This window comes from Thermodesulforhabdaceae bacterium (assembly GCA_037482015.1).
GTDB lineage: Bacteria > Desulfobacterota > Syntrophobacteria > Syntrophobacterales > Thermodesulforhabdaceae > JAOACS01.
The window spans coordinates 1-23,948 of sequence record JBBFKT010000010.1 but is presented as its reverse complement, the minus strand read 5'-3'; the positions used below and the strand labels follow the sequence as shown (position 1 = coordinate 23,948).

Sequence of the window (23,948 nt, the reverse complement as noted above, 5' to 3'; positions counted from 1 at the left end):
CTGAAATTTAAGGAGTGATATGATGAAAACCAAGCTAGCCATAGGTTTCTCGCCCTGCCCTAATGATACTTTTATATTTTGCGATCTTGTAAATGGAAAGATTTCGGATTTGCCCTTTAATATAGAATATGTCATTGCAGACGTTGAGCAACTTAACAGGATGGCACAGGATAAAAGGCTCGATGTGGTGAAAACATCCGTAGCATCTTACCCTAATCTATCTCACGAATACGCCATACTTACATCTGGAGGAGCATTAACCTGGAAGGATGGGCCAATTGTTGTATCAAAGCAACCGCTATCCATGGAAGAATTTCGCCATACATCGATAGCTATTCCCGGAAAAGGCACAACAGCCGCTATGCTCCTGGACATTTTTAATTTGCATGAAGGGCCCAGACATGAGATGCTCTTTAGCGACATTATGCCTGCCGTTAGAGATGGCTTTGTGAATGCTGGTGTAGTTATCCACGAAGGCCGATGGACATATCAGTCCTACGGGCTGGTAAAAATTTTAGACCTTGGAGAGCTATGGAATAAAACCTTTGAAGTTCCTTTACCTCTGGGCATTATTGCTATCAAGCGGACGTTATTAACCAAAGGCTATGGTCAATTAATCAACGAAGCTCTGAGAAACAGCATTTTATATGCCAGATCTCACAGAAGCGAAGTTTATCATTTTATAGAAAAATACGCGAGCGAAATGGGAAAAGATATTGTTGATAAACACATAGACGCTTTTGTAAATGAATTCTCGGAAGATCTCGGGATCATCGGGAGGCGAGCTGTTTATCGCTTTGTTGAAGAAGCGACAAAGAACAAAAAGATTCGCAAGCCTACAACGCTTTTCTGGGATGAAACAAGAATTGATAACAGACACTGTGAGGTGTAAGACATGGCGAAAAAAACTCTGCTGGAACAGGTTTTTCTATTCCCCTTTTCTCACTTGCCTGATTCTTACTACCGCTTTCTTGAACTAACTCTTCCTTCTATGCAGGTGCTCGGTTTTATCAGGCCCCCCTACTGTCCTCCCTGGGACAAAGGCATGATTTCAGTTCATTCTCTTTCGTTAGACCAACACAAAATGGATCTTCTTCATAATATTTACAAAGGATATCAGGAATTCGCCAGAATTCATGGAGAAAAACACATCCTGGAAACAATTTCCCTTGCTAAAGTTGAGGAAGAATTAGCTGAAACAAGAACTCGCTTACGTTCAGCCCTCAAAGGCTATGAAACAGGATCTTCAGATCCTGGGTGGAACTTTATTGTCGAGTCAATAATCTTTTTGGAACTAGCTCGAGATCTCGATGAAAAAGACATTGAAGTAGATAATGATCTTTTCAAGGTAAAAGATCTTGAGGATCAATTCAGGGCATCTCTTGGCTTGGAAAGCGATGAAGATTTTGAAGATGTGGAGGAGGCTGTTCGCATTGCCGCTGAAGAACTTCCCAGAAGAAGTTACTTTGGCTATCTCACCAGAATGCGCACAGTTCAATGGCTAAGAATGTATTTTGCCAATCTCTCTTTTTATGTCCGTCGATGTCACATTGACGAAGGAAGAATTACAAAGCTCGGAAAGCAACTTCCCATACTGCTTTGCATATCCAGGGATGTAGCAGAAGAATTGATAGATCCGGTCAGAACAAAGGAAGAGCGCGGCGGTTTTACCTGGTTTCCAGAAATTATAACCCTTGTGGATGTTCCTAATATTTTTGAAGGCATAAGAGACAAAAGATATGCTGAAATCAGCAGTTCTGTAGGAAGCCACATTGTCGAATTGTGGACGGCTCTGCAGGATTATATTGATCAACCCCAGGAACATAAGTCACTGATCATTGATGTGGCATCCAGAATAAACAGTATTTTTAATCAAGTCGTCGCATATGACAAACCGTCAATCCCATCCAGGTTCAAATTATCGGTTATATTCCACCCAACCTTTGACATCCTGAAAGCGTGGCAAATTCTGGACGATTCAGGCTATCGATTTCTAATGGAGACTCAGGGGCTTCCTCAAGCAGAATCTTTACCTATGCTTGTTTTTGAAGAAGTGCCAAATCTTTAGGCACTGGTTAGGAGAACAAAAAGCATGGAAGCTACATACATGGAAGATATTGCACAAATAATTGGTAAAAAATTCGGGCTTTCAGAAGAAACCATCAATACCCTATCAACCTATCTTTTCCATTTCAATATGCCTCTTATGGATGCATTAGAAAGAGTTGGAATTAGAGACGAAGAAACAGTTTTATCGATGCTGTCAGATGCATACGGACTTAAGGTTCTTAAAAGCAGTGAGTATCCCGAACGACCTGTGCTTTTTGACGGCATCTCGGTTGATTTTCTTCGTTATCACTCAGTAATTCCTCTTTCATATGATGATTCTAGCGTAGCCATAATTATGAACGACCCCTGGGATCTCGCTCCACTCGAAGTACTCGAACGATATTTCGCCGACATTCCCGTTCGGTATTATCTAGGGCATCGGGATGAAATAAGAACAGCAATAGATCGCCTTTACGGATCAGAAATGACCGAATCCGGAGAAAGAAAAATCCTTGAAGGAACAGTCGGCGATTCGATTGAGCTTTATGAAGACGATCTGGAACGGCTCCGCGGGATGGCTCAGGAAGCACCCGTAGTGAGGCTTGTAAATGTTCTCATTACGAGAGCTCTTGATATGCGCGCATCGGATATTCATTTTGAACCGACCGAAAAGGCATTCAAGGTAAGATGCCGTATAGACGGCGTTTTATACGAACTGGACTCACCCCCTAAAAACATGCAACCGGCTATAATTAGTCGCCTTAAGCTCATGGCAAATATGGATATCGCCGAAAGAAGGCTTCCCCAGGATGGGCGAATCAAATTAAGATTTGGTTACAGAGATGTGGACATTCGAGTCTCCACAGCTCCAACCATTTACGGTGAAAGTGTGGTTTTAAGGCTTCTTTCTCAAGAAGCCGTTGAATATGACCTTGAACGCCTTGGCATGGCTAAAGAACATCTGGATGTAATATATGAACTCATAGAACGTCCTTTCGGAATGATTTTAGTAACAGGTCCCACAGGATCTGGAAAAACCACCACTCTTTACGCTGTGCTCAGAAGACTGAACAAATCTACGAAAAAGATTATAACCGTTGAAGACCCGGTGGAATACCAGATAGACGGCATTAATCAGATCCAGGTTAAGCCGCAGATAAACCTAACCTTTGCAAATGCTCTTAGATCTCTCGTGCGTCAGGACCCAGATGTGTTGCTAATCGGGGAAATTCGAGATCATGAAACGGCAGATATTGCTATCGAGTCGGCTCTTACGGGACACCTTGTTTTTTCAACTCTTCACACAAATGATGCTCCAGGAGCTATCACAAGACTTCGAGATTTAGGGATTGAATCCTTCCTGATAGCAGATTCTCTACTTGCCGTGATGGCTCAGAGATTGGTAAGAGTGCTTTGTCCATACTGTAAACAGCCCTATAAAGCCAGCAGGGAAGACATACAAGCGTTAAGCAAATGGACTGAAAACCTTTCAGAAGATATTACTCTCTGGCGTCACGTCGGATGCAAAGAATGCGGCTTTACGGGATTTCGCGGACGAGAAGGCATTTACGAACTCTTTCCCATAAAAGATGAAATACGATCCGCAATTGTGGCGGGTCAGGAAGCTACTCAGCTTGCAAAACTTGCTAGAAAATACGGATACCATCCTTTGATATTTCACGGATTTCAAAAGGTTCTTGATGGTGTAACAACCATATCAGAGGTGCTTAGAGTTACAAGTCTGTTTTAGGGAGCGTTAGAAAAAGAGCTATGGGATTTTTTGCCTATAGAGCCATTGATTCGTCGGGTGTAACTGCAAAGGGAATTATAGAAGCATCAACGGCAGAAGAAGCGGCTAAAAAGCTCCGTAGTAACCGGCTTTATCCGACAAAGATAGAACCTGTCGGTAGAGGCAGAACCCGCCGTAGAATTCCCGATGAAGTAATCATAGGATTCTGTAGAGACCTTGCTGATCTACTTGCGGCAGGACTTCCAATTGATCGTAGCTTAAATTTGCTGGCTGGCCAGGAACATAATCAAGAATTCAAGAGAATCCTTGTGGATATTGGTCGAAATGTCCAGGAAGGAAAGCCTCTCTCCGATGCTGTAGAAAGTCAGGAGGATGTCTTCGGGTCGCTGGTCGGACATATGGTAAGAGCAGGCGAAGCAAGTGGAGCGCTCGAAGCCGTCCTTCGCCGACTTGGCGAATATTTAGAACGAAGAAGAGCTTTCAAACAGAGTCTTCTCTCGGCATCTATATACCCTTTGCTACTTCTCAGCATGAGCTTCCTTTCTATGGTGGTGCTCCTTGTGTATGTAATTCCGAGATTTGCTAGGATCTTCGAAGATCTTCAGCAGGGCGTGCCATTTGTAACCAGAGTTCTTCTAAAGGCCGGGACAATGCTGGAACACTACGGATGGATTATACCCATAGCGCTAATTGGCTTATTCTTTGCCGTAAGAAGCCTTCATCTAAGCGTTGAAGGAAGAAAACAGCTTGATGGATTGCTCATGAAAATTCCTCTTATAAAACGATTGCTACTTTACACCAATTTGTCCCGATTCTTTCTTGCTATGGGCACAATGGTGCGAGCAGGAGTTCCTCTTCTGAGAGCAATCGCTCTGGCTCGCAACGTGGTTGAAAATGCAGTCATCAAGACCGAACTATCCCCGCTTTACGATAACGTAAAAGCCGGAAAACCCGTAAGTAGCGTCTTTGCTGGTAAAGAGATCTTTCCTTCACGCATTGCTCCCATGCTACGAGTAGGTGAAGAAAAGGGGGAGCTGGGGGAAACGCTCCTGGCTTTAGGTTCATACTTTGAACAAGAGACAGAAAAAATCCTTCGCCGACTCATAACTTTATTGGAGCCGGCGGTCATTATCGGGACAGGTTTGGTTATTGGAGCGATGGTGTTAAGCATGTTTTCTGCTATTGTTAGTGTGAGCGACATAAAGTTCTAGGATTATTTGTGATGATAAATAGTTTTGCCAGGACTTCGCGAGATCAAAAAGCCTTCACCTTCGTTGAATTGATTGTTGTGCTTTTGATTATCTCTCTCGCCATTGCTATAGTCGCTCCCAAAATAGTTGTGGGTAGCCGTCAGATGCAGGAACGAGAATTTGTCATAACGGTTCAGAGCCTTTTGGAACGCGCTAGAACCAGAGCCATGGTATCTGGATACCCAACTGTGATCTGGCTTGATGGCGAAAACCGCCAGTTAATACTTAAACCCGAATTGGTGGAAATCCCCAGGAATGTGGATATATACGGACAGGGACTCACAGAAACTGGAGATGGATATTATCTGACCTTTTTCCCGGATGGCACATCTTCAGCTCACAAGCTGGAGGTCGTCTTTGACGGTTCAAGAAGAATTTTTATTGAACTGAATCCCATTTCAGGATCCATTTACTGGTATGAAATCCAGGATTAAGCGGGTTAGTTCACTTAGCTCCCAGGGTTTTACCCTGATTGAAGTGCTTGTGTCGCTTCTCATTGCCACGATCCTTATTGGAAGTGCTATGGCTTTAGTTGGCGTTTCAATGAAAAACGTTCGGCACATGGACAGAATTAGAACTGCTTCCCCTATTCTGGATGCTGCTGCTCAGGAAATCATACGAGATCCTAGCAAAGCTCTTACGACTCCTATAATCCTTAAAGACTTTCCCGGTGAACCCTCTGTCTCGGTTGAAGTCCAACCAGTAGAAGATCCTGCAGTAACTGCCAAACTATATAGAATCACTCTTCACTACGGAGGTGAAACACTTGCTTTTAGCATTATTGTCAGCGAAAAAGCTCAGACTCCCTAAAGGTTTTACTCTTATGGAAGTTGTTATAGCTATCACCGTTGGAGCAATGGTTATGGGAATTCTATCTGTCGCCCTTTCGTTATCGGTGCGGACCTGGGAACAGTCAAAAAAGCCACTTAAAAACGAACTTGATGATCTTATGGAACTTTTTTCTACTCAGATCATTTTCCTGAATCAGTCACCTTTACCCTATCGTGGAGGCAATGCACCGCTTTTCCTGGGAAAGAAGAATGAAATCTTCTTTGCTACAAACTTTTCTCCCATTGGACGCTCCATGAACTGTCCGGTCATGGTTCACTACCGTTTTGATGAGGAAAAGCAGACCCTTACTTATCGTCAGGTGATTATTCCCGGGAATATTCCTGAAGGTTCAACCCTGATAGATGATTTCATAGCCATGCAGGAAAATGCTGAAGCTCTGATAACCATTCCTTCAGTAAGAGCTTTTAATCTTAAATATTTTGAGCAGATAGATGGACAGGCTTTGGAAAAGTGGGATAAACCAGGCTCGATACCATTCAAAATTCTAGTGGAAGTGCAAACATCTGAAGGCGAAAAAATGCTAGTTAGAAGTTCCTACCCCAACCTTTTTGGAAACCTTAGCCCAGCATCCACCCATCAAACACCAACTAAATCTGGAAAGAAATAATGGTCTCGAGAAATAACAAAGGGATTATCATTATAGCCTGTCTCTGGATATGTGCTTTAGTGCTATGGCTTTCTCTAAATGCCGCTCTTTTATTTCGCTATCGTTTCGCTGACAGTGCCAATTCTGCTTTGAAAACCATCGGTTTTTACGCAGCCGTTGGGGGAATATATGAAGTAATTGCCCGTATGCCTGCTTCTACTCCCGAAATGGCTCTCGACTCCAAGAATGTAGAACCTTGGAAACCTGACGGCACTGTCCACGTCATAAAATATGACCGATGCAGAGTGCTAGTAAGAGCAGAGGATGAACTAAACAAGGTAAACATAAATGTGGTTTCGTCAGAGGATCTGGTAAAAATATTTCAAGAGCATCTTAAAATAGAAAATTTTTCATCCCTTTCGGTATCTCAACTTGCCGATAGGATTCTTGATTTTATAGATCCTGACGATTACAAGCGAGATCAAGGGGCGGAAAAAGACTTCTATGAGAAAGCCGGGCTCGGGTATTTACCATACAACAAACATCTTACTGCCATAGAAACCGTTCTCCTAGTGCCAGGCATGTCCTGGAAAATATTTTGGGGCCCAAGGGGAAGTGAAACATCCTTCTTGCCATCCCAAACATCCTTCTTTTCTTTATTCACGGTATATGGTAGCAAAAAAGGCCTGGAAGCGGAAACCGAAGAAGCGAAGGACAAAAAGGCGGAAGAGCAGGTGTGGAAACCGGGGGGGCTTTACAGAATTGTAGCAGGAGCAGATTGTGGGGGTAACCGTAGAGTGGTGGTTTATACTGTGGTAAAATACAATCCTGGGCAGGATCCTTATTATCAGATTCAATATATGAAGGAACTGCTGTAGATGCTTGGAACCTTTAAAGTTGCGAAAAACCTGGTTGCTATTTACCCGATCGGCACCAAAACACTAATTACTACAGCCGAAAGGAAAAGGCGTAAATGGAATATCACATCCATTGAGTCTCGCCATGAAGAAGCTTCAGAAAGCTGGATTGATCTTATCGCCAAGATCATAGCGAGCGTGCCTAATCCGCAGCGGACTTATTTAATGCTCATACTTCCAAGGTCTGAATACTTTTTTACAAAAGCGATTTATCCAAAACACCTTGAAGATAATATCGATAAAGTTCTTGCTTATAATCAGAGTGAACATGTTTTCTTCAAAAATGGCTGTGCTGTCCTTTCGACAAGTGCCGCAACAGAAGCTGAATCTATTATTGCTGCTCTTTACTGGGTTAAGAAATCTTTGCTGGAACATCTATCCCAAGAAGTCGAAAAATTTGAGGATTTTTTGGTAATTCCAGATGCGATAATCCTGTCGGAGGGGTTAATTTTTAGCGCAGACTATGTTCCATCGCCCAACGGATCTTTTTGGGGACTTTTTCCTAATGGCGAAAACATTCATGCAATCCACCTTATTAAAGGCCAGGGTGTCACAGAATCGATTACGGTAACCCCTCAAAAAAGCTTTCTCTGGGAGATACTCAAAAAGAAACTCCAAAAAAGCCAAATCATATTTTGTTCGGAATCGCTCGATCTGGAAAAACTTATATCTATGGAAATAGGAAACCGAGAAGAAATCGGTAGTGAAGAACATCCAGAAGGCGCACTCTCTGAAGAGCAGAGTTTTCCAGAAAAGGTTTCAGGCAAGCCACAACTTTCCTCCGTTGCTATCGAAGAAATCATCCACCATGGACTCTCTAAAATACTGGATAATTCTCTGGTTCGAGGTTTTGATCATTCACTACGAGTAAATCTACCTAAAGTGCCGCGGTGGTGCTACGGTCTCCTGGCCATTTTTCTGCTCTACGTCCTATTTTCAGGCTATATGATTTTTGAGAAAAACCACCTAAGAGTCAAACTAGCTCAGGTTAAAAAAGAAAGAATTGCCCTGGAAGAACAGTGGAAGCCCATTGAACAGCAGATAAAAACTGTGGAGCAAATGGAACAGGATAAGAAAAATCTCGAGACCTTAACAACTCAGGTAATTCCGATACGAGAATTTATGGAAGTTCTTTCCACAAAAACCCCTAAAGACACTTGGATAAACAATTTCATACTGACTCAGGGAAACAAAGTAATTCTCCGTGGGGACAGCAAGTCAGCCGTGCAATATATGGGAGAGCTTTCCAAAATACCGGGATTTACAAATGTCAAGTTTATTTCTCCCGTGCGTAAGGACTCCGGGTCGGACAAGGAATTTTTTAACATAGAAATTACAGTAGATTGGGATGCTTTCAGAAAGGCACAGCAGGCGCAATGAATACTGCAAGAGTGTGGACAAGCAAGCTAAAGGGTTTTAACTTAAGCGTTGCTAAAGACGTCCGGTTCTGGAGACGTAACAAGAAGGCCGTTTTAGTTATAGCAGGTTTTATTCTAGGACTTATTATAGTTCATATATTGATTGTTTCCCCCATAGTAGAGCAAGTAAGGGAATTTAGAGCCAGACTCGCTCAGGAACGGCAGGTAGCTGAAAAATATAGAAAAAAACTATCAGAATCGGAACAACTCAAGGATCGGCTAGCCAAAAGCCATCAAGAATTGGAAGCTATTAAAAGCAAGCTTTTCCCGAGCAATGATCCATACCAATTTGCTTCAAAACTTGAGGAAGCACTTTCCACTGGTGATAGAAAAGATGTGGTAATAAAAAGTTACCAGATAACGTCATCCAGAGAGCTGGGGCTTTATCAAGAAGTGCAATACTCTTTTTCACTTGACGCAAACATTTATGGCTTGTCTCAATTTTTAAGCTGGTTAAGTAATTATCCCACTTCGGTTCGCGCTGGAGAAGTAAACATTCGTTATGCACCAAAAGGGGGTAAAGATAGTTCAACGGATTTAATTATCAACCTGAATTTAACTGTTCTCATGCAGAAAAAAGGATAGAGCCATGACTGTAAAGAGATACGTCAAATACGGAATGTGTCTAATTATCCTGGTATCTTTCGGATTTCTTGGAGGATGTGCTTCAATGGGGGGCAAAAAAGAAAAAGCTCCTTCCATAATCCCACAAGGGCTTAGAGATGCCGCAAGACAAGCCTATTCACCTTCACAATCCCTCCCGGCTCAGCCGCAACCATCATCACAAGAAACAATCCCAGGAAAAGGCTTAGCAGAAAAATCTAAGGAGGGCGAGGAATCTCGCCAAGAAGCCCAAAAAGAAGCGGAAACTATCAAATTCCCCGAACAAAAGCCAAAAATTAAATACGGAGTATTAGCTCCAAAAGGAGCTCCCCAAAAACAGCCTGTTGGTATTCCTAAAGGCGAAGAAAAGCAAAAACTTGTTTTGAATTTCGACAAAGCCGATATAGCCGAAGTAACTCAGCAGATTTTTGCTCAATATCTGGGGCTGAACTATGTTCTCGACCCAACTATTAAAATTCCTCTTAGTTTTTATCTCGAAGGAACATATAGCCTGGACGAACTTTTTAGGTTTATCACTGAAGTATATTGGGCTCATGGTATAGACGTACTAGAACGAAACGGCATATATTACATACAACCGTTTAATCGCACTACAGCCACCAGAGCAAGACTTTTAAGACCTGAGGAAATAAGGTCAGATAGTGGACCTCGGCCAGGATTATGTATATATCGGCTGCAATATCTTACAGCCGAAAGAGCTCAAAATATCATTCGCACACTTCTTACTCCCAATCGTCCTTTAATTGCTGATCCGGTCACAAACACGGTCATTTTTGTTGATGCCATGGACAACATCAGGACCATCGTTGACATACTGCATACAATGGATACCAACATATTGAAAGATATGGGGGTTGAAGTTATTCAGCTAGAACACCTCAGTCCAAAGGAAATCACTGATGCGTTTGACAAGGTAATCCAAAAGATTAATCCCGCTTACAAAGACATGGTTTCCAGAAACCTGGTTGTCTTTCCGCTGGAGCGAGTAAGTTCGCTGATGGTCATATCTTCTGATCCTAGTTTACTTAAGACTGCGAAAGAATGGATAAAATCGCTTGATGTTGAAGGGCGAGATTCAGGAGAGCAGTTTTACGTTTATTTTGTAAAAAATGGTCTGGCAAAAAATATTGTGAGTATCTTGAGGGAGCTGTTCACGGGGAAAAAGGATACGACATCCCAGCATCTGCCTCAAAAAGCCGTATCTGCTGAAGAAAAACCTGCTTCTGGGAAATCAGGCACCACACAGGAGCAACAGACTCAGACAGCAACTACTGGGGGAGTTTCGTCACTGGGAATTAAACTTACGGGAGAAGTATCCATTATGGCTGATGAAACAAATAACGCTATCATTGTCAAAGCAACTCCTATGGACTACGCCAAGATCAAGCGAGTCATTGAAGAAATAGACATTCTACCCAGAGCGGTTCTGATTGAAATGCTTATCGCCGAGATTACTCTCACCGACGAGACTCAGTATGGTGTGGAATGGTTCCTCAAAAACAAAGGCATGAACATAGGAGGAAAGAAAGGAACATATAGTTTGGTTCAGAATTACGGGACTCAATTTAACAGAAACTTTGATCTAGGGACGGCAACATCCCAGGGTATAAGCTTTTTCTGGGGCACATTGAGAGGAGATATTGCTTCGCTTATAAACCTTTTGTCTTCCCTTAGCCATTTTAATGTCTTATCCGCACCAACCATACTTGCTACCGATAACCAGAAGGCCAGTATCACCGTAGGTGGTAAAACACCAATCATAAGCCAGCAATCAGTTGAAACAACCGGCACAACCCTCATAAATACCGTGCAGTATGTAGATACCGGTATTATTCTTAATGTCACCCCTCATATAAATGCTGGCGGAATTGTAAGAATGGAAGTTGAACAAACTATTCGCGATGCTGTGAAAAATACTGTCTCAGGAATTGACTCCCCTGCTTTTACAGAGCGAAAAATAACCACTAACTTATTAGCAAAGGATGGAAATACGGTTGTAATTGGAGGAATCATCCAGGAAAAGAGCAATACAGCTAGATCGGGAGTGCCCATTTTAAGCAAAATCCCTTATTTCGGATCAGTTTTTTCTTCTACAGACAGGTCAAAGGAACGAACAGAGTTGTTGGTGGCCATTACTCCCCATGTAATTGATCATGCTGGAAATGATGCTTCAACTGAATTCCTGCAGAAGCTTAATCTTTTAAGAGCAATTATGTCAGAACCTTCACCTTCAGGAACTGAGGCAACAACTCCAGGTCAATTGCCTCCACCCGCTTCATCTCAACAACCATCCGGAGAACCAAAGAAAACAGGCGGCTCAAAATGATTCTACAAAACAAAAGATGTTTGTGGAGGTAACTAACGATCGGCAAAACCTTTTACAAACATCTTTCAACCAAGACTCTCACAACAGTGTCCCTGAGGTATATTTTCGGAAAGCATTAGAAGTTTCGTGCTAACCAAACTATATTGTATATTTTCTTGAGGGAGTTGAAATTCCTAGTTTTCTGTGGAAGTTCTCCTATTGTTAACCTAAAAAGGAACTGTATTTCAGAATCATTCAATCATATCCATTGATATCAGAGGAGGTTTTCTTAGCATGGATGGGAACAATCATGTATTCTGTAGGAATTTAAGAAAACAGTATCCTGTAGTGGATCGCGGTGAAGGCGTTTATGTCTGGGATAAAGAGGGAAAACGCTACATTGATGGCTCTGGTGGAGCCTGTGTTGTCAGTATTGGTCATGGCGTCAAGGAAATAATTGAAGCCATGAAAAAACAGGCTGAAAAGATCTCTTTTGCCCACGGTAGTCATTTCTTAAGCGAAGCTGCAAAAGATTGTGCAGAGAGGCTTTGTCGGTTCGCACCAGATCGTTCTCTTAACAAGGTTTATTTTGTCTCGGGAGGATCTGAGGCTGTAGAAACCGCTGTAAAAATCGTCAGACAGTATTGGGTAGAATTGGGCAGACCCGAAAAATACAAGATCATAAGCAGATGGATAAGTTTTCACGGAAATACAACAGGGGCACTTTCTTTAGGGGGACATACGGGTAGAAGGAACCCTTACCTGCCCCTTTTCCTGCACACTCCCCACATAGAACCCTGCTACTGCTACAGGTGTCCCTTCTACAGGACGCCTGATAACTGTAATCTGGAGTGCGCAGATCAGCTGGAGAGAACCATAAAATACGAGGGACCGGAATCTGTAGCGGCTTTTATCGCGGAACCGGTGGTCGGTGCCACTGCGGGCGTTCTAATTCCAAGGGACGGCTACTGGGAGAAAATCAAAGACATCTGCGATAAATACGACGTAAAAATTATAGCAGACGAAGTTATGACGGGCTTAGGAAGGACGGGAAAGAATTTCTGTCTGGACCACTGGGGAGTGGTGCCAGACATCATAGTAGTAGCGAAGGGTTTGAGTTCTGGTTATACTCCCCTTGGAGCTGTAATCGTTAAGGAAGAAATATACGACACCATAAAAAACGGATCCGGTAATTTTATTCACGGTCATACTTATGGACAAAACCCTCTCTCTGCGGCTGTAGGCGCTGCCGTGTTGAAATATATTGAAGATCATAGTCTTGTTAATAGATCCTTTGAGATGGGGAAATATTTTTTAGAACGATTGGAAAAACTTGAAAAATATCCTTTAGTTGGTGATATAAGGGGATTGGGACTATTTGTCGGAATTGAGTTCGTAAGAGACAAAACTACCAGGGAACCCTTCAACCCATCTTTGAAAATAAGTGCCAGGATAGGAGAAGAAAGTTTTAAAAGAGGGCTAATAACCTATCCTGGATCCGGTGGCGCTGATGGAATAAGAGGCGATCACATTCTTCTTGCTCCCCCATTCATAATAAACCGCGAACAGATTGATGAAATCGTTGAAATACTGGACGAGTCTATAGAGGCGGTCAGTCGTTCATTATAAAAACGTGAACCCTTAAAAAAAGGAGAAGGTTATGAAGAGGATACTATTTTTAGCAGTGGCAGTTTTGATGCTTTTAGGAACAGTGGCCGGTGCAGCCGAAAATCAGCCGAAGACCAAATTCATTACTATAGGAACAGGGGGCATTACCGGCGTTTATTATCCCACGGGAGGGGCTATTTGCCAGATGTTAAATAAGAAAAAGGATACTTACGGTATTCGCTGTACCGTAGAATCCACTGGCGGGTCTGTATTCAACATAAACGCTGTCCTTGCTGGCGACATCGATTTCGGCATAGCGCAGTCAGACCGTCAATACCAGGCTCTTCAGGGACTTGCAGAATGGAAGGAAAAGGGACCTCAAAAGGATCTTAGAGCCGTCTTTAGTCTTCACAGTGAGGCGGTTACTCTGGTAGCGGCAGAAGATGCCGGCATAAAGACAGTGGCTGATCTTAAAGGCAAGAGAGTTAACATCGGCAATCCTGGCTCGGGTCAGCTTCAAAACTCTATAGATATTCTCACAGCTGCTGGAATTAACTGGGAAAAGGATATAAAAGCAGAGCAGGCAAAGGCTTCGGAAGCTCCATCCCTTCTCCAGGATGGTCGCATTGATGCCTTTTTCTATACGGTGGGTCATCCAAGTGGAGCGATAAAGGAGGCTACCGCCGGAGCCCGTAAGTGTCGCATAGTATCCGTGGAAAACTCCGTGATGGAAGCCGTTATCAAGCAATTTCCATACTATTCAAAAACCGTCATTCCCGCCAGTATGTATCCAGGCGCTGCCAACAAAGAAGATGCGGTAACTTTAGGTGTGAAGGCCACCATAGTTACATCTGCCAAAACACCGGATGACGTCGTATATGCTCTTGTCAAAGAGGTCTTTGACAACTTTGACGAATTCAAGAACCTCCATCCCGCTTATGCCGAACTTACCAAAGAGAAGATGTTAGAGGGACTTTCCGCGCCTATCCATCCAGGAGCCTTGAAATATTATAAGGAAGTCGGGCTGGTGAAATAGCCCGGAGCCATGTCAGGATGGTGGAATAAACCACCATCCTGGCTTATGAGGAAAGTTTGATATGGGTAATGGCTTCAAAGAATCTCTCCACAAAGATATTCTCAGCCAAATTATCAGTGAAGAAAGCGGCTATGGACGACTGCTTTCTGGATGGCAAAAACATCTGGTTTCAGCAATATGTATCTTTTGGACTCTCTATCAACTTTCTATTGCAAGCTGGCTTATAGTTGATGTGAGTTACACCAGAGCTGTTCATCTGGCTTGTGCTATAAGCCTTGTTTATCTCAGCTATCCAATGTTCAAGAAACCCAAAAAGAAATTGAAATTTCTAAGCCTTAAATCTTCTATACCTGTCATTGATTGGATATTTGCTCTGCTGGCAGCCCTGTCGGCTCTGTATATAGTCTTAGATTATAAAGGCATTATGCTTCGTTATGGCAATCCCTCCAAGGTTGATGTTCTCTTCGGGATAATGCTTATATGCTTCCTTCTGGAAGCATCAAGACGTGTAGTTGGACCTACCCTTTCGGTGATAGGAGCAGTTTTTATTGCCTATTCTTTTCTGGGTCCCTATATGCCTGAAGCTCTGGCTTTTAAGGGTGTCTCTTTGAATCGTTTTATAGGTCAAATGACCATGTCAACAGAGGGCATTTATGGCATCCCCCTCCATGTGTCCGCTACCATGGTTTTCTTTTTTGTTTTGTTTGGCGCTATGCTGGAGAAAGCCGGAGCGGGAAAGTTTTTCATAGAGCTTTCCTTGAGTATTTTCGGGGGTTACAAAGGGGGACCCGCTAAAGCGGCCATTATATCAAGTATGTTAACGGGGATGGTTTCGGGATCAAGTGTTGCTAATGTTGTAACGACGGGAACTTTCACCATCCCTTTGATGAAAAAAGTCGGATACAAACCGGAAAAAGCTGCAGCCATAGAGGTAGCAGCGAGCGTTGATGGTCAGCTTGCTCCACCTGTTATGGGAGCCGCCGCTTTTATTATTGCGGAGTATGTAAATGTCCCCTACATCGATGTAATAAAGGCTGCAGCCATACCGGCGTTTGCCTCTTACGCTGCTCTCTTTTACATTGTTCACCTTGAGGCTTCCAAATTAGGAATGAAAGGGCTTCCAAAAGAAGAGCTGCCATCTTTTTTGGGAACTCTCAAGAAAGGATTTTATTATCTGATTCCACTTGTGTCTCTGGTTTTTGAACTGGTTGTTCTGAGGCATTCACCGGAACTTTCGGCTTTTCACGCTATAATGATAATGGCGGTTATCGTTATTTTAAAAAAATTTTTTGAATCCCTTAGAATGGGACAACCCATAATTCATGCTCTAAAAGAAGGTGTAGCAACTCTTCTGGAATCATTTGTTACCGGCGCAAAGAACATGCTCAATGTTGCCATGGCAACGGCTACAGCAGGCATTATAGTAGGAGTGGTCGCTCTGGGACTGGGAGGTATGATAAACAGTGCCGTTGAAGCTCTTTCAGGCGGCAATATTTACTTGCTCCTTATTATTACAGCTTTTGCAAGTCTTATTGTCGGCATGGGACTTCCTACTACAGCTACATACATAGTTATGGCATCCCTTACAGCTCCTGCCATAGTTGAAGTTGGAGGCAACTACGGTTTCACAGTGCCTCTTATAGCGGCGCATCTTTTTTGCTTTTTCTTTGGCATTCTCGCTGACGATACACCTCCCGTGGGACTTGCTTCCTTTGCTGCCTCGGCTATAGCAAGATCGGATCCTATAAGGACAGGCATCCAGTCTTTTTCATATGACATTAGAACGGCAATTCTACCTTTCATGTTCATATTTAACCATGAATTGATTTTGCATAACATAAACAGTTGGCCCCAGGGAATTCTGATATTCGTTATGGCTTGCTTTGGAAATTTCGCTTTTGTAGCAGCAATTCAAGGATGGATGGTCGGGAAAAATCGCTTTTACGAGACACCCTTTTTGTTGGCAACAACCCTCTTTTTAATGAGACCTGATATGGTCGCTTCCTACCTCAACCTTTCCTATGATAAGCGATACTTTTCTTATATCATAGGCATTGCACTCTTTTTCAGCGTTTATCTTTTCCAGAAAATGCGATTGAGAAGGGAGGGAGAAAAAAACTAATATGGAAAAACTCATTATTACTGTTGCCCTTACAGGAAATGTGCCGACCAAAGAAATGAATCCTTATCTTCCTGTGACAGCCAGGGAAATAGCAGAAGATGTTAGAAGGTGTGCTGATGCTGGTGCATCCATTTTTCATGTCCACGCTCGAGATGACCAGGGAAAACCTACTCTGGATCTAAAATACTATAGCGAGAACGTGGCTAAAATCAAAGAAGTGGCTCCGGATGTGATAATTCAGCTTTCCACGGGAGCAAGAGCTGGCAGGGACTGGGAGGATAGAGCGGGTCCTGTAAGACTGCTACCGGAGATGGCATCTTTTACAACAGGTTCAACCAACCTTCCGGGCATCGTTTATGAAAATTCACCGCCCTTTCTGGAATTTTTAGGAAGAGTATTCAAGGAGACGGGAGTAAAACCCGAACTCGAGATTTTTGAGGCAGGAATGATAAATAATGCCATTTTTCTAGGTAAAAAAGGCTATTTCGATCCTCCCTATCATTTTAATTTTGTTCTTGGAGCACCGGGAGCGATGGGAGCCACTGCAAAAAATCTGCTTTTTCTTTCAGAAAGTATTCCTTCAGGTGCCACCTGGTCTGCTACGGGCATTGGTAAAGCTCAATTATCTATAGCCGCATTGGCTATAGCCATGGGTGGACATGTAAGAGTGGGGCTTGAGGACAGTCTTTTTTTGCCCGATGGATCTCTTGCTACCAATCCAAAGCTAGTGGAAAAAGTCGTTAGAATAGCAAGAGAAATAGGAAGAGAGATAGCAACACCAGAGGAAGCAAGAAGAATTCTTGCCCTTGACCCGGCCAAGAAAGACAGAATACTGGAAAAGCTAGCGTTGAAGACTGGTTAAATTAACTTAATTATCGGTCATGGGAGCAAGAAAAGGAGAAATCATATGCTGGTCACAACTACATCTGTCATCGATGGGAAGAAAATTGTTCAATATCTGGGCATTGTTTCCGGAGAAGCCGTAGTAGGTGTTAATGTATTTAGAGACTTTTTCGCCAGTATAAGAGACATAATAGGCGGAAGATCCGGCGCTTACGAAAAAGAACTTAGAAAAGCAAGAGATGTAGCCATAAGCGAGATGATTGAGCAGGCTCGATCCCTGGGAGCTAATGCTGTTATCGGCGTTGACCTGGACTACGAGACCATAACAGGAGGGGGCAAGTCGGGAATGCTCCTGGTGACTGCTACAGGGACGGCTGTTATAGCTCAGCCCTAATCAAGACCCACTACTTGAATATCTTTAGGATATTCAACCGTAAATCCCAGGGTCAGAGTTTTGCTTTCTTTGCTTCCCAGGCGAAGTTTCCATGTAATAATCCCGTCCTGGGATATTTCAGCATCAGATCCTGCAGGGGCTTCCCGAACAACTTTAATCCGTTCATCTCTTGGAACTGGAAAGGCATCTATTACGTCCAGAGCTATATCTCTGGATTTGCCGTTTATAACCTTAAATTCATAACTGTATTTAGTTCTTACCTTATCCGACATAATGCCGGGATGATCCGTAAATTTTTCCTTTAACTTTCTCTCAACTTTTATGGACTCATCAACGCCAAGCGGGACAGCAAGTTCTTCACCAGGAGCAATAACTTTGGCGACGGCATTTGAACCCACAAATTTTTTATCGAGAAAGACTTTGAACTTACCAGGAAGCATAGGAAAACTGTAAGGATTTTTGAACTTTCCAACCAGATACACAAAAGGAGAAAGCTTCGGAATGGAACTATAGTGAATATGGGTTTCTTCCTTGGGAACCTTAATCGAAGTGAGCAGTATCCTGTATGGCTGATTATCAGCAGGTATGTTAACCCTGTATGGAACCGCAAATTCAAAAGATATTCTACTTTCCTTTATCTCAGTCTCCATTGGGGCTGGCGATTCTGCCATCTCAGGCGCTGCTCCTTCTGGCATAGCCTTCATCATTGCCTTGTCTTCTACACCAGCACCCAGAGCCATTTTTCTTGCCCTTCGCACATCGAGAAACCAGGGATTCATTTCAGGAAGAGCCCCAAATCGTGGTTTAGCCGTTGATAGCTCGACAAGCACATTATTCCAGTCCTCGTTAGTTTTTTGAACAACAACTGCTGTATATTCTATTTCGATAGTCTCGTTCTGAGTGTCAACCAGCAGATCATACTGAGGAACCCAACTGGCGTTTGAAGCAAGATAAGATAGCAATATAGTAGCTTCCCCATCTTGTTCTGCAAGTAAAGTCACCGTGACAATTTTACTTTCGCTGTCAGGAGATGAAATATGCGACAGCTCTTTTTCAATAGTCTCCTTCTCTTCTTTCAACCTGTCTATCTTTATCTCTGCTTCTGAAATCCTGTTGTAGCTAGATTTTATGGCGTTCTTAATAAACTTTGAAAAATCTTCAAATTGTGTCTGGGGTGTTTTTTGCCTTTTGATAAAGTCAACATATTCCTTTTGCCCTGTTACTTCGTTTTCGAGCGTTTTAATTTCATTATCTATAGTCTTAAGCCTAGACTTTAATTCATTAACTCTTTCCTGAACTTTTTTCTCAAGAAAGCTCTTTTCAACCCTGACATCCACGATTTTCACAAAATCTAACTCTGGTTCAACCTGTATGGAATTGTCATCCATGTAAGGCGTAAGATCCGCAATTCTAAGGATGTTTTCTCCTTTTCTGACAGAAACAACTGCTTCTCTCGTGACTAAAGCATTGTTAGAAAACACGGTTACCCGTTTTATTGAGGAATAAATATTTTCAGCCCAGGCTGGAAAGTCCCAATATGATAATAATACAGCCAGCAAAATAAATATCTTGCCCAGGTTCCTCATTATTCGCTCCTTAGATTGGTTACTGTCCAGGAAAATTTTTCATCACTTATTACACATTTTTATATATCCCAATTACAAGAGTTGCCATTGATTGGAATCTCTAAATATCAAACAATTTTTTGAAGAAACCAAATACTTTCTTAGCTGCGGTTGCCACTTTATCAGCTACATAGCCAACAACCTTTGTTTTAACAAATTCTTTTACACCATCAATAACCTTGCCTAAAATTGGGATCCTGTTCTTTATAACCGTAGCCGCTACATCCAGTACCGCACCTGCCACTCTGTTTATAAAACACTTAACCGATGTGCTTATGACCTCTTCCAGCTCACTCTTAGCCTGTTCCCGTGATATTTCTCCTGAAACCAGTTGCGTGGTGGTTTTCTGAAACTCTGTGACTGTTGCTCCAATGATCCCAGCATCTTCCGCATCAATGTTCTCTCTACCGAAAAAACCCGCTTCCTTTGCCTTATAAACCGCCAGCGAATTTATAAGATCAAGAGACCTTTCTTCCCGTTCAAACTCCTCAACAGGCTCTTCTGCAAACTCTACGGCAGGTGCATCATCAAATTTTTCATAAGGTTCTTCTTCATATGTTATATTCGTCTCCCTATCTATTTGATTTGTATTATCAAGCAACTGTCCCTGTTCAAATTCCTTATAAGATTCTCTTTCAAGACCTTTATTGAATTTTCCTTTATCAGATCGTTCATCTTCCATATTTTTCTCCTCATTCGTTCGATTTTACTGCGCTTTCCAGATCGTCCAGCACGCTTTCTACCATCAGATTGATTTCCTCATTTATTTCAGGATGTTCAATTCCGGAACTTCCATGTTCTTTCAACTTCGCCTTTTCTTCTCTGTAGGCTTTTATTCCTTTTATTATTCCGCTTAATATATTTTCAACCTCGTCATCAGAAATATCAATTATATGTCTTTTTATTGCTTCCCTGAACCATTCCATAAGAGGTTTTCCCTGGCCGTGTTTTTCATAATCTTCCATTATTTCTTTTATAAAATCCATAATTAGATTGGTGCTCATCCACGCCTCCCTTTTTATCTTCAACTTGCTGGTGTAAAGCCATACTTTTCAGCATTATTTCTCATTTCTTCGATCTCCTCTTTCATTGTTTCCGCAATAGTCTTGAAGCTGTCCAGCTTGTTTGTGAATTTTTCTGTCGATATGGAGTCATTTCCTTCTATGAAAGCCTCTTCAATGACTTCCTTTACCAGCGCCTCTATATCAGCACCGGAAAACTTCCTGTTTTCAATATCTTTAACTATGGACCCGAAGTCAATTTTTCCGATCCAGTGCTCCTTTCCTCGTTTTTTCAAATGGACTTTAAGAATCTGCTCTATTTCGTCTCCTTTTGGGAAATCCACGAAAAATATCTCGTCAAATCTCCCTTTTCTTAAAAACTCTGGCGGCATCCCTTTTATACTATTTGCCGTAGCAACAACAAAAACAGGTTTTGTTTTTTCCTGCATCCATGTAAGAATTGTTCCGAATATTCTTGCAGAGATTTCGGACGAACTTGAACCGCCGCCTCTTATTCCCGCAAAGGCTTTTTCAAGCTCGTCAATCCACAGAACCGATGGTGCCGTCGCCTCGGCTAATTTTATTGCCTTCCTTATATTTTCTTCAGACTGCCCCACATAAGGACCCAGTATCATTCCCATATCGAGCCTGAGCATTGGCATTTCAAAATGTCTTGCAATAACCTTTGCCGACAGCGATTTTCCGCATCCAGGCATTCCAAACAGCAGCAGACCTTTTGGTATGTCAACTCCAGACTTTTTTGCCTTTTCCATGTGGTCGAATATCTTCTTTTTTTGCTCCAGCCAGTTTTTAAGCCTTTGAAGTCCTCCTATGCTGTCTATGTTTTCTTGAGATTTTACGAACTCAAGCACCCCACTTTTTTTAATCAACTGTTGTTTATGAGAAATTATTGTGTCTATGTCTTCTTCGTTAATCTCCCCGTCCTGGACACAAAATTTCAAGATATTTGCTATCTCTATCTCTGTTAGTCCGTTGAGCGCTTCAATTAATCTTTCTTTTAATCCTTCACTTACTCCGGCAAATCCTATGTCATTTAGAAAATCATTCAGCATATCCTTTATTTCTTCCCTGGAAGGTAGAGGAATATCCAGGACAACCACTTCTTTTTCAATTTCCGGGGGTATATACATTATGGGCGATATGATAAATAAATTCACAGGCATATGGTTAAGCAGTGTGTAGTTAATACAGTTTTTGAATCCTCTTGCGAGTTTTTGATCTATTGAGAACAGACCGTGGATGTCCTTAAAGACAACAAAGGATTTTTTATCTATGTTATTTTCAATGTATTCAAGCGCCCAGTAAATATCGTTTTTTTCCTCGTTTTTCCTATACTTGAGTCTTTTATCATTATCACACTGCAAGCCCTTTACGGCATCATAGGTATATATCATCTGCGTTTCTGTTTCTCGAGCGACTTCATTCAATATTTCCATAGTCTTGAGTTCTTCTGAAGTATATAGATAAAGCAGTTTATAGTCAGCCGCCACATAAGTGCTTATTTCTTCGACTAACTTTTTTCTATGTTGAGTAATCATGACAGTCACCTTATTGCTCAGGTTATGGTTTATCGTAAAAAGCTCCACCTGAAATCGTTAAACCTGAATCAGAAATACCCGGAAAAAGAATTCCTCTGACAGCCGAACATTTGGGTATTCATCATATACGCTTAATACCTCCTTCTATATAACTATCAACAACTTTAACATTGCTAGATCCTATATATGCCTTGCTCATCACTATAGAATTCTGAATTAGGCACTTAACAGAGTTATCAGCAACATATATTTCATCTAACTTACAATTTGATATTACTCCAATAGAGTAAGATATAAGAACAATACCACAGACACCCACTGAATCAGCTACTATAGAATCTATCAAGGATAGTTCAGATTTTTTCACCCATATTTGAGGATAACCCTCTCCTTCTGTTCCATTTCCTCTTATCTCACACTGACTCACTTCAAGATGGGATTGGTCTTGAATATTAATTCCATTTCCTGTGTTACCTGTAACTTTGCTTTTTTGGATAATCCCTCTGGAAGATATGAGATAAACACCACTGCCGCCTATCCCTATAATAGAGCTATTGCCTAATTTTATTTCAGACCTTATAGCTTTTATGCAATCTGATATACTACCCTTTAACTCAGAACCATCAGCTATTAATTTTGATCCTTCCACAAATATGAAAGGATCTTCACTATCTACCTTATCCCCCAAATAGGAAAGCTTCACATTTTTTAACTCCAACGAGCCCCCATTGGTTACTCTAAATGCGTTTGCTACCTTTGACTTTATGACAAGCTCTCCTTCACCTTCAATAGAAAACGAATCACCATTTATCTCTACAGTCTTGTTTAGCTCAAACTCCCCCGAAAGTTTCATATTTTTTACAAGGGTAAGACAGTCTGAAAATTCAATAAGATTATATTTAATTAAAGCAACAGGATTTTTTCTCGAAAACAAAAACTCATTGTCCTTTATATAATTCTCAACATTTGTGATGCTAACCGAACCAATTAAAAAGTGGACATCCAACCTTTTCAAACTTTACCGGTTTGCTAATTTGAATTTCTGCATTATCATTTATTGCAATAGCAGGATCAGTGGCTAATAGTGAGAATAACGTATTTTCAACCTTAATACTGCCTTTATTTTCAGCGATCAGTTGAATTCCTTCAAAAATAGTATTTCTAAAAACCGCTTTGCCGCCACGAATTATGATGGTTCCTTTTGTATCAAGATCTTCAACTTTTTTGAAAGTAACTGATTCAATCTCAACGACTTCTTCCTCTGGAATGTCTATTATTAACGAGTTTATGAAAAACGCAGTCTTATCCTGTCCAGAGCCTTTAATTTTTTTTACCACGTTTAATAACAATTTCGCTTTTTTCTCTGTAAAGGTCCGTTGGAAATATTAAATCTTCATTACCGCCCTCTAATACCGATTTAAGATCATCAATAGATCTTACAATGGACTCCTTGCAATTAAGAACAAAGTCTTTTTCTATATCATCACTTAACTGTATTTCCAATGCTTCGGCGATACTTTTAGCAATCTCTGCACTACTTATACCGGACTGCTTCATAGAGGCAATCTGATCTTTTATCTGATCCTTTGCAAGCCCGTAAAAGAATCTTTCAAATTCCCCGCTTTCTATGAATTTAATTATATCGATGTAGCAAGAGTTGTATTTTTTCTTGAGTTGTTCAGTATTTTTGACAAGCTCACCATCGCTGAATTTAAGAGGAACCATAAAACGTCCCATTTCCGTCCCCCATACTGATGAGTTTTATCATGCTCAAGCCAGTGATTTTACCGGCATTATAGTAAGAAGCCATTATTTGTGTCAAGTTTGAGTAAGAAGGTGCTCTAAAAACTCCGTAATAATTGGGATAGAGGCGGTCAGTTTGACCGATCCCCTCCCACACCACCCGGCTGCGGGTCCGCACCGGGCGGTTCGAGAAGTTGAGTCGAATTTACGCCACTTCGCCTTGATCACGAGAGCTTCGCAGACAATTGCCCGCTCGCTCTGCTACG

At 41.8% G+C, this 23,948-nt stretch carries 23 protein-coding genes; 16 read left to right on the top strand and 7 right to left on the bottom strand.

Translation table 11 applies throughout. The features are described 5' to 3' along the window. The first annotated feature begins 22 nt into the window (after nt 1-22). The 16 genes from WHS38_10220 to WHS38_10145 all read left to right on the top strand — a co-directional run bounded on the left by WHS38_10220 (nt 23) and on the right by WHS38_10145 (nt 17,754). Complete coding sequence (locus tag WHS38_10220; protein MEJ5301351.1) at nt 23-892, top strand: 1,4-dihydroxy-6-naphthoate synthase; 870 nt, start codon at nt 23-25, stop codon at nt 890-892. A 3-nt stretch (nt 893-895) separates the two neighbouring features. Then, nucleotides 896-2,068 carry a hypothetical protein gene (locus WHS38_10215; protein MEJ5301350.1) on the top strand — a complete coding sequence of 391 codons (1,173 nt, stop codon included), beginning with the start codon at nt 896-898 and terminating at the stop codon, nt 2,066-2,068. Nucleotides 2,069-2,092: 24 nt separating this feature from the next. Further along, a complete protein-coding gene (locus WHS38_10210) occupies nt 2,093-3,799 on the top strand; it encodes an ATPase, T2SS/T4P/T4SS family (protein ID MEJ5301349.1) in 1,707 nt (568 codons plus the stop codon). A 20-nt stretch (nt 3,800-3,819) separates the two neighbouring features. Beyond that, entirely contained in the window at nt 3,820-5,010 is a 1,191-nt protein-coding gene (locus WHS38_10205; protein ID MEJ5301348.1) for a type II secretion system F family protein, read from the top strand. Between the two features lie 11 nt (nt 5,011-5,021). Then, nucleotides 5,022-5,483, top strand: a complete 462-nt coding sequence (locus WHS38_10200; protein MEJ5301347.1) for a type II secretion system protein — start codon at nt 5,022-5,024, stop codon at nt 5,481-5,483. Continuing rightward, on the top strand, nt 5,467-5,859 hold the full coding sequence (locus tag WHS38_10195) for a prepilin-type N-terminal cleavage/methylation domain-containing protein (protein MEJ5301346.1): 393 nt from the start codon (nt 5,467-5,469) through the stop codon (nt 5,857-5,859). The genes WHS38_10200 and WHS38_10195 overlap by 17 nt, the downstream gene beginning before the upstream one ends. Further along, nucleotides 5,816-6,508: a prepilin-type N-terminal cleavage/methylation domain-containing protein gene (locus WHS38_10190; GenBank protein MEJ5301345.1), complete on the top strand. Its 693-nt coding sequence runs from the start codon at nt 5,816-5,818 to the stop codon at nt 6,506-6,508. Before WHS38_10195 ends, WHS38_10190 begins: the two co-directional genes overlap by 44 nt. Next, a complete protein-coding gene (locus WHS38_10185) occupies nt 6,508-7,365 on the top strand; it encodes a hypothetical protein (protein ID MEJ5301344.1) in 858 nt (285 codons plus the stop codon). Before WHS38_10190 ends, WHS38_10185 begins: the two co-directional genes overlap by 1 nt. After that, nucleotides 7,366-8,784 (top strand): PilN domain-containing protein, encoded by a 1,419-nt coding sequence (locus tag WHS38_10180; protein ID MEJ5301343.1) that lies wholly within the window; start codon nt 7,366-7,368, stop codon nt 8,782-8,784. Continuing rightward, nucleotides 8,781-9,407, top strand: coding sequence for a hypothetical protein (locus tag WHS38_10175; protein MEJ5301342.1), 627 nt, complete (start codon nt 8,781-8,783; stop codon nt 9,405-9,407). Before WHS38_10180 ends, WHS38_10175 begins: the two co-directional genes overlap by 4 nt. Nucleotides 9,408-9,411: 4 nt before the next feature. Further along, on the top strand, nt 9,412-11,772 hold the full coding sequence (gspD, locus tag WHS38_10170) for a type II secretion system secretin GspD (protein MEJ5301341.1): 2,361 nt from the start codon (nt 9,412-9,414) through the stop codon (nt 11,770-11,772). A gap of 273 nt (nt 11,773-12,045) precedes the next feature. Continuing rightward, entirely contained in the window at nt 12,046-13,380 is a 1,335-nt protein-coding gene (locus WHS38_10165) for an aspartate aminotransferase family protein (GenBank protein ID MEJ5301340.1), read from the top strand. A 31-nt stretch (nt 13,381-13,411) separates the two neighbouring features. Further along, nucleotides 13,412-14,395 (top strand): TAXI family TRAP transporter solute-binding subunit, encoded by a 984-nt coding sequence (locus tag WHS38_10160; GenBank protein ID MEJ5301339.1) that lies wholly within the window; start codon nt 13,412-13,414, stop codon nt 14,393-14,395. Between the two features lie 61 nt (nt 14,396-14,456). Further along, the gene (locus tag WHS38_10155; protein ID MEJ5301338.1) at nt 14,457-16,517 is read left to right on the top strand and encodes a TRAP transporter permease; all 2,061 of its coding nucleotides are present in this window, start codon (nt 14,457-14,459) and stop codon (nt 16,515-16,517) included. Between the two features lies 1 nt (nt 16,518). Further along, nucleotides 16,519-17,379, top strand: a complete 861-nt coding sequence (locus WHS38_10150) for a 3-keto-5-aminohexanoate cleavage protein (GenBank protein MEJ5301337.1) — start codon at nt 16,519-16,521, stop codon at nt 17,377-17,379. 45 nt (nt 17,380-17,424) lie between these two features. Next, complete coding sequence (locus WHS38_10145) at nt 17,425-17,754, top strand: YbjQ family protein (protein ID MEJ5301336.1); 330 nt, start codon at nt 17,425-17,427, stop codon at nt 17,752-17,754. On the opposite strand, the gene WHS38_10140 is transcribed toward WHS38_10145, so the two are convergent. The 7 genes from WHS38_10140 to WHS38_10110 all read right to left on the bottom strand — a co-directional run bounded on the left by WHS38_10140 (nt 17,751) and on the right by WHS38_10110 (nt 23,676). Then, nucleotides 17,751-19,340 carry a mucoidy inhibitor MuiA family protein gene (locus WHS38_10140; GenBank protein MEJ5301335.1) on the bottom strand — a complete coding sequence of 530 codons (1,590 nt, stop codon included), beginning with the start codon at nt 19,338-19,340 and terminating at the stop codon, nt 17,751-17,753. The genes WHS38_10145 and WHS38_10140 overlap by 4 nt on opposite strands. A gap of 100 nt (nt 19,341-19,440) precedes the next feature. Then, nucleotides 19,441-20,061: a hypothetical protein gene (locus WHS38_10135; protein MEJ5301334.1), complete on the bottom strand. Its 621-nt coding sequence runs from the start codon at nt 20,059-20,061 to the stop codon at nt 19,441-19,443. Nucleotides 20,062-20,071: 10 nt separating this feature from the next. Continuing rightward, a complete protein-coding gene (locus tag WHS38_10130) occupies nt 20,072-20,383 on the bottom strand; it encodes a hypothetical protein (GenBank protein ID MEJ5301333.1) in 312 nt (103 codons plus the stop codon). Between the two features lie 20 nt (nt 20,384-20,403). Continuing rightward, nucleotides 20,404-21,939, bottom strand: coding sequence for an AAA family ATPase (locus WHS38_10125; GenBank protein ID MEJ5301332.1), 1,536 nt, complete (start codon nt 21,937-21,939; stop codon nt 20,404-20,406). 121 nt (nt 21,940-22,060) lie between these two features. Further along, a complete protein-coding gene (locus WHS38_10120) occupies nt 22,061-22,954 on the bottom strand; it encodes a right-handed parallel beta-helix repeat-containing protein (protein ID MEJ5301331.1) in 894 nt (297 codons plus the stop codon). After that, entirely contained in the window at nt 22,914-23,276 is a 363-nt protein-coding gene (locus tag WHS38_10115) for a hypothetical protein (GenBank protein MEJ5301330.1), read from the bottom strand. The genes WHS38_10120 and WHS38_10115 overlap by 41 nt, the downstream gene beginning before the upstream one ends. Further along, complete coding sequence (locus WHS38_10110) at nt 23,260-23,676, bottom strand: hypothetical protein (GenBank protein MEJ5301329.1); 417 nt, start codon at nt 23,674-23,676, stop codon at nt 23,260-23,262. Before WHS38_10110 ends, WHS38_10115 begins: the two co-directional genes overlap by 17 nt. Nucleotides 23,677-23,948 lie beyond the last annotated feature (272 nt).